Origin of the sequence: Falsiroseomonas oryziterrae, assembly GCF_021864505.1 — a bacterium.
Taxonomy (GTDB): Bacteria; Pseudomonadota; Alphaproteobacteria; order Acetobacterales; family Acetobacteraceae; genus Falsiroseomonas; species Falsiroseomonas oryziterrae.
In genome coordinates this window covers 1-6,368 of record NZ_JAKJIB010000250.1, presented here as the reverse complement: position 1 = coordinate 6,368, position 6,368 = coordinate 1, and the positions used below count along the sequence as shown (strand labels likewise).

6 protein-coding genes and 1 pseudogene are annotated in these 6,368 nt (G+C 72.5%); 3 read left to right on the top strand and 4 right to left on the bottom strand.

The window, feature by feature from the left end:
- Nucleotides 1-204 (bottom strand): annotated as a pseudogene (locus tag L2I40_RS17140) (Tim44/TimA family putative adaptor protein); the annotation flags it as partial.
- A 268-nt stretch (nucleotides 205-472) separates the two neighbouring features.
- Here L2I40_RS17140 and L2I40_RS17135 point away from each other — a divergent pair.
- Nucleotides 473-1,033, top strand: coding sequence for a histidine phosphatase family protein (locus L2I40_RS17135; RefSeq protein ID WP_237216410.1), 561 nt, complete (start codon nucleotides 473-475; stop codon nucleotides 1,031-1,033).
- A gap of 60 nt (nucleotides 1,034-1,093) precedes the next feature.
- Here the strand turns inward: L2I40_RS17135 and L2I40_RS17130 are convergent, their stop codons facing one another.
- A complete protein-coding gene (locus L2I40_RS17130) occupies nucleotides 1,094-2,008 on the bottom strand; it encodes a hypothetical protein (RefSeq protein ID WP_237216409.1) in 915 nt (304 codons plus the stop codon).
- Between the two features lie 174 nt (nucleotides 2,009-2,182).
- Between L2I40_RS17130 and L2I40_RS17125 the strand changes: the two genes are divergently transcribed.
- Nucleotides 2,183-2,848, top strand: coding sequence for a hypothetical protein (locus tag L2I40_RS17125; RefSeq protein ID WP_237216408.1), 666 nt, complete (start codon nucleotides 2,183-2,185; stop codon nucleotides 2,846-2,848).
- A 137-nt stretch (nucleotides 2,849-2,985) separates the two neighbouring features.
- On the opposite strand, the gene L2I40_RS17120 is transcribed toward L2I40_RS17125, so the two are convergent.
- Nucleotides 2,986-4,491 carry an SLC13 family permease gene (locus tag L2I40_RS17120; RefSeq protein WP_237216407.1) on the bottom strand — a complete coding sequence of 502 codons (1,506 nt, stop codon included), beginning with the start codon at nucleotides 4,489-4,491 and terminating at the stop codon, nucleotides 2,986-2,988.
- Between the two features lie 57 nt (nucleotides 4,492-4,548).
- A complete protein-coding gene (locus L2I40_RS17115) occupies nucleotides 4,549-5,703 on the bottom strand; it encodes a DegT/DnrJ/EryC1/StrS family aminotransferase (protein WP_237216406.1) in 1,155 nt (384 codons plus the stop codon).
- A 182-nt stretch (nucleotides 5,704-5,885) separates the two neighbouring features.
- Between L2I40_RS17115 and L2I40_RS17110 the strand changes: the two genes are divergently transcribed.
- On the top strand, nucleotides 5,886-6,368 hold a 483-nt coding region (locus L2I40_RS17110), incomplete at its 3' end, for a DUF4118 domain-containing protein (RefSeq protein ID WP_237216405.1).

Sequence of the window (6,368 nt, the reverse complement as noted above, 5' to 3'; positions counted from 1 at the left end):
GCCGGCCTGCGGCTGGGCGGCGGGCAGTTCCGGCACGGCATCGGCCGCGGGGGCGGTGCGCGCCGCCGGGTCGTAGGCGCCGGGGCCCTCGCGGCGGGGCCGTTCGAAGCCGGTGCGGCGACCCAGCACGCTGCGCAGGCGCAGCACCAGGAAGGCCGCGACCATCGCGAACAGGATCAGGTCGACCGGGAAACCGCCGGACATGGAGGACTCCTTGCTCGGGCAACACTTAGGGCTGGCAGGGGGTCGGCGCAACGGCAAGGCAGGTTGCGGGGCGTAACGGGCGCCCCTAATACCGGCGAGCCTTCTCGTTGACACGAGAAGGCACCTCAGACGCCGGCGCTCCTCCGGGGCTTGGCTTCGCGGCACTGGCCGCGGGCTGCATTCGCGGCCTCGGCCGCCTCGGGCGGCCGCTGGTCGGCGAACGCGATCGGCATCCGAGCCGCCTGCGCATCCGGAGGTCCCCCACGCGATGATCCTGCTTCGCCACGGCCAGAGCGAGTTCAACCTGCTGTTCACGCAGACGCGGAAGGATCCGGGCATCAAGGATCCGAAGCTGACGCCGCTGGGCCACAGCCAGGCCGAGGCGGCGGCGGAGGCGCTGGCGGCGGCGCACGAGATCCGGCGCATCATCGCCTCGCCCTACACGCGCGCGCTGCAGACCGCGGCGCCGCTGGCGCGGCGGCTGGGGCTGCCGGTGACGGTGAACCCCGTGGTGCGGGAGCGCTACGCCTTCGCCTGCGACATCGGCAGCCCGGTGACGCATCTGCGCGCGGAATTCCCCGAGGTGGCGCTGGATCACATCGAGGAGGTGTGGTGGCCGGAGGTGGAGGAGCCGGCCGAGCAGGTGATCGCACGTGCGGCGCGGTTCCGGGGCGAGATGGCCGCGCTGGACGACTGGGCGCATACGGTGGTGGTCAGCCACTGGGGCTTCATCCTGTCGATGACGGGCAAGAGCGTCGCGAACGGGCAGTGGCTGCCCTGCGACCCGACGGGACCGGCGCCGGACGAGGTCATCTGGAAGCATCACTAGTGTCCTGATGCTGGCCGCCTTCGGCCGTCGCGCCCGGGCCACGCCCTGCGGCGCTGACGGTCAGGTGCCGTCGGCCGCGACAGGGCAGCCGAGCCAGACGGGATCCAGCTCCGCTGCGAGCGCTGTCTGCGCGGAGAGCGGCACCTGGCCGAAGGCGGCCGAGCCGGGCTCGGTCAGCAGCCGTTCCGTGATCGCACCTGCTGCGCGCGCGGATGCCGGCGGCAGGCCGAGGGCGACGAGGTCGTCGGCGATGCTCTCCCCTGCCGCGAGATAGCGGTCGCTCCGCGCGAGGGCGGCCTTGTCCGGGACCCGCAGCGCGATCAGGCGCCCTGCCGATGGGCGGCATTCCGGCCCCACCATGGTCGTGCCTGCGATGATGCCGGCGAGCACGCTGGCCGGTGGCGGGGGCAGGTAGAGCGCCAGGTAGACGGGCAGGCCCGATCCTTCCTCCGTCAGGGGCAGGTGGATGGAGCCGCCGATCGTCGGCGCGCCGGTGAAGCTCACGCGGCGCCCGAGCAATGTCTCCGAATACGCAGCCATGATCGTCCGGCGCCGACCCGGCGTCAGGCTGAGCGAGCCGCGGATGACGCGGCCGGCGAAATACGGCGACCAGGCCGGCGAGTAGCAGGCATAGGCTCCGACGAGATGCGCGCCCGGGCCACCGAGGCCGGGCTCCGCGAGCGGCAGGGCAGAGGCTTCGAGGTTCAGCGTGCGGGCGAGCTCGGCGCGCAGCTCCTCCGGCGAGCAGCTTCGCATCCAGGCGGCGGAGCGCGCCGTGCCGATCAGGCGCGCCCAGTCGGCATAGACGCTGCTGTCCCGTGGTGCGGCGCGGCCCTGCATCCACTTGCCGAGCCGGTCGGGGTCCACCTGGCTGGCCGGGTTCGCGCGACGGAACTGCGCACAGAGATCCTTGCGGGTGGCGCAGCCCAGCGCAGCGGCGGTGAGGCGCAGCTTCTCGGCGAGGTCTCTGTGCATGCGAAGACGTTCCGGCGCCGCACAAGATAGCGGGCACCCAGGATCCGGGAAAGCGCGAGAAGTTCCGGGAAATTCCCCGGGCTTCCCGCAACGACGCCACGCTCCGCGCTAATCCTGCGCCCACCGCCGCGGGGCTGGGGGGGATCCCCTGCGGGGGCGACCGGGGGAATCGACGTGTATCATCTGAACGGCACTGGCGCGCTGGATGCGATGACGAACTCCATGCTCATCAAGGACGTGATGGAGCACATGGGCGCCAACATGGGGGGCTTCCGGCTGAGGAAGGCCGACAGGCGCTCCGCCGTGAACCAGCTGGTCTACAATGTGGCGAAGACCTTCGGCCATCGCAGCAGCTACCACGACCTCTACCTTCACCATGCGAGCATGCAGCCGGTGGTGGGCGAGGATCTGATGATCCCCATCCCGGAGATCAGGCGGCCGACGGTGCATTACCGGCTGTTGCTGCTCGGCCGGGCCACGAAGCGCGCGCTGAAGGCGGGCGACATGCTCAACACCATCTCCACCCCGAACGAGGTCTACCTGGATTTCAGGGCCGGCGGCCTCGAGCTGCGGGTGGTGATGGAGCTGACGGTCAGCGCCTTCATCAATCTCTGCGGCGACAACGGAAAAGGCCGCTCCGTCGCGAAGCCGATCGCCGACATGGTGCGCGAGAAGTGGGGAAGCCTTGGCGAGGCCTTTGGCGTCTACGAGCCCTGGGGCAGCAGGACCGACGACGAGGGCTACCGCCTCGTGCGCAGGATGGATGGCAGGCCGGTCGTGGAGACGATCGGTGCGAGCTGGATCAGCGGCTACGACAACCTCAAGGCCAAGGGCTGGTAGGCGACGGCCCCGGCCGGCCGCCGGACGAGGTGATCTGGAAGCATCATTGAGCGGCCGGAACGGGAGGAGGCGCGACGACGGTGTCCGGGCGGAGAGGCCGTCCACGGACCTGGGGCACGTGGTGCGGACCGCCGTGGTCAGCGACCCTGGGTGGCGAAGACCGGCCCGACCAGGAGCCAGACGAGGCCGACGATCGCCGCGATCGCGGCGAGGTTCAGCAGGAAGCCGGCGCGCGCCATCTGCGCCACGGTCAGGTGTCCACTGCCGAACACGATGGCATTGGGCGGCGTCGCCACCGGCAGCATGAAGGCGCAGGAGGCCGCCAGCGCCACCGGGATCGTCAGCAGGAAGGGATCGATGGCCAGCGCCGGCGCCACCGAGGCCATCAGCGGCAGGAAGGCCGCGGCCGTCGCCGTGTTGCTGGTCAGCTCGGTCAGGAAGATGATCCCCGCGGTCACCAGCAGCACGACCAGGATCACGGGCCAGGCGCCGAGACCCGCGAAACCCGCGCCGATCCAGGCGGCGAGCCCGCTCTTGCTGATCACGGCGGCGAGCGACAGCCCGCCGCCGAACAGCAGCAGCACGCCCCAGGGCAGGCGCTTCGCCGCGGTCCAGTCGAGCAGGGCGGTGCCGGCCGGCGTGCCGGCTCCGGCCGGGACGATGAACAGCAGCACGCCGGCGGCGATGGCGATCACCGTGTCGTTGACGCCGGCCGGCAGCACGCCGGCCAGGGCGGGCCGCGCCACCCACAGCGTCGCCGCGGCCAGGAAGACGAGCCCGACGCGGATCTCCGGCCCGGTCAGGCGGCCGAGCGCGGCGAGTTCGCCGCGGATGAGCTTCGTCGAGCCGGCCACGGCGGCGCGCGGCAGCGCGAAGGCGATGCGCGTCAGGATCAGCCAGGCGCAGAGCAGCAGCGCGGCGGTCAGCGGCAGGCCGATCGCCATCCATTGCGCGAAGCCGATCTCGACCCCGTAGGTCCGGCCCATGAAGGCGGCGAGCAGCGCGTTCGGCGGGGTGCCGATCAGCGTCGCGAGGCCGCCGATGCTCGCGGCATAGGCGATGCCGAGCAGCAGCGCGGTGGCGAAGCCGCCCGCGCCCGTGCCGTCGCGGTCGAGCAGCGCGATCACGGACAGGCCGATCGGCAGCATCATCACTGCGGTCGCGGTGTTGCTCACCCACATGCTGAGGAAGGCCGTCGCGAGCATGAAGCCGCCGACGAGCGCCGCCGGGCGCGTCCCGACGACGGAGACGACGCGGAGGGCGATGCGCCGGTGCAGGTTCCAGCGCTCGAGCCCGAGCGCGATGAGGAACCCCCCGAGGAACAGGAAGATCAGCGGATCGGCGTAGGGCGCGGAGGTCTCCGCCATCGTCGCCACGCCGAGCGTCGGGAACAGCGCGAGCGGCAGCAGGCCGGTGACCGGGATCGGGATGGCTTCCGTCACCCACCAGACCGCCATCAGGACGGCGATCGCCGCCACCTTCCAGCCGGCCGGGGGCAGGCCTTCGGGCGCGGGCAGCAGCAGCATGACGACGCAGAGGACCGGCCCGAGGATGAGCCCGACCAAGCGGGCATTGGACGCGGAACCGGCAGCGACGGGCGCGGTGGAGGGGATCGGGGCGCCGGCTTCGCGCGGTCGGTCCATCGTCCTCTCCTTCGTGTCCGGCCGCGGCGCCGCGGGGCCGGAGCGCGCGCGGGTGCGCTACAGCACCGCGCGCATCGCGGCGATCACGCGCGCCACCTCCTCCTCCGTCAGATACGGGTGCATCGGCAGCGACAGGATGCGCTCGCACAGCATCTCGCTGACCGGCAGCGGCGGCGGGCCACCCGCGATGCTGCCGGCATGTGCGGCGGCGTAGGCCGGCTGGTGGTGCAGCGGCTTCGGGTAGTAGATGCCGGTCGGCACGCCCGCGGCCTTCAGCGAATCCTGCACGCGCGCGCGGTCCACGCCGGCGGGCAGCAGCACGGAATAGAGGCCCCAGGCGTGGTCGGCGCCTTCGATGCTCGTCGGCACCTGCAGCAGGCCGCGCAGGCCTTCGGCATAGGCCGCGGCGATGCGCGTGCGTGACGCCAGCTCGTCCGCCAGCAGCGGCAGCTTGCACAGCAGGACGGCCGCCTGGAGCGTGTCCAGCCTTCCGTTCATGCCGGTGCGCAGCACCTCGTAGCGCGTCTTGCCCTCGCCATGCGTGCGGAGCTGGCGGTAGAGCTCCGCACGGTCGGCGTCGTCGGTCAGCAGCGCGCCGCCGTCGCCGTAGCAGCCGAGAGTCTTGGTCGGGTAGAAGCTCAGCGCCGCGGCATGGCCCCAGCGGCCGAGCCGCTTGCCGTGCAGCGCCGCGCCGAAGGCCTGCGCCGCGTCGTCGAGCGCGAACATGCCGTGCTCGGCGCACAGCGCCTCGATCGCGGGCCAGTCGGCGGGCAGGCCGAAGAGGTCCACGCCGACCACGGCGCGCGGGCGCAGCCGGCCCTCCGCCTGCACCATCGCGAGACGGCGCCGCAGGTCGGCGAGGTCGATGTTGAAGGTGACGGGATCGACGTCCACGAAGACCGGCGTCGCGCCGAGCACCAGCGGCACCTCGGCCGTCGCGGTGTAGGTGAAGGCGGGCAGGAACACCGCGTCGCCGCGGCCGATGCCTTCCGCCATCATTGCGATCTGCAGCGCATCCGTGCCGGAGGAGACGCCGACCGCGTGCGCGCAGCCGGCGAATTCCGCCAGCTTCGCCTCGACCTCGCGCACCTCCGGCCCGTTGATGAAGGCGCCGCTGTCGAGCACGGCGGCGAAACGGCGGTCGAGCTCGGCGCGGATCAGCGCCTGCTGGGCTTTCATGTCGAAGAGCGCGATGGGACGCGGGGCGGTCATGGGTATCCGTTCGGGATGCGTGGCCGCCTGGATAGCGCCGGATCGCGAGGCGGCCAAATCACCACCCGTTTCGGGTGGTTGCCGATCCTGCTCCGCACGCGTCGTTCACTCGCCGCAAGGTGATGCGCGCGGTTGTCCGAACGGGACGACACTCGCGCGCAACGGCAGGGAGTGCGGGCGGGGTGATCCTTCGGCGGCTGGCCAAGGCGACGAGCGCCGATGTGCCCGCGTGGCGCGGCATCGCGCTCGCGCTCGGCCTGACCGCGGCGGCGACGGCGGCGCGCGCGGTGCTCGAGCCGATGATGGTCGGCGTGGCGCCGTTCGCGACCTATTATGTCTCCACCGTCGCGGCGGCGCTGCTCGGCGGCCTGGCGGCCGGGCTGGTCGCCGCCGCCGTCGGCACGCTCGTGGCGTGGGCGCTGTTCGTGCAGCCTTCGGGCAGCTTCGCCCTGGCGACGCCGGGCGCCTCGGCGAGCCTCGCGGTCGTGCTGGTGACCAAGGCGCTGATCGTGCTGCTCGGCGCCGGGCTGCGCGAGGCGCTGCGCCGCGCGGAGGCGGCGGAGCGCGCGCTCGGCACCAAGGTGGCGGAGCTGGAGACGCTGACGGAGCTGGCGCCGGTCGGCATCTGGTTCGCGCGCGGGCCGGAGGTGCCGGAGGTGACGGGC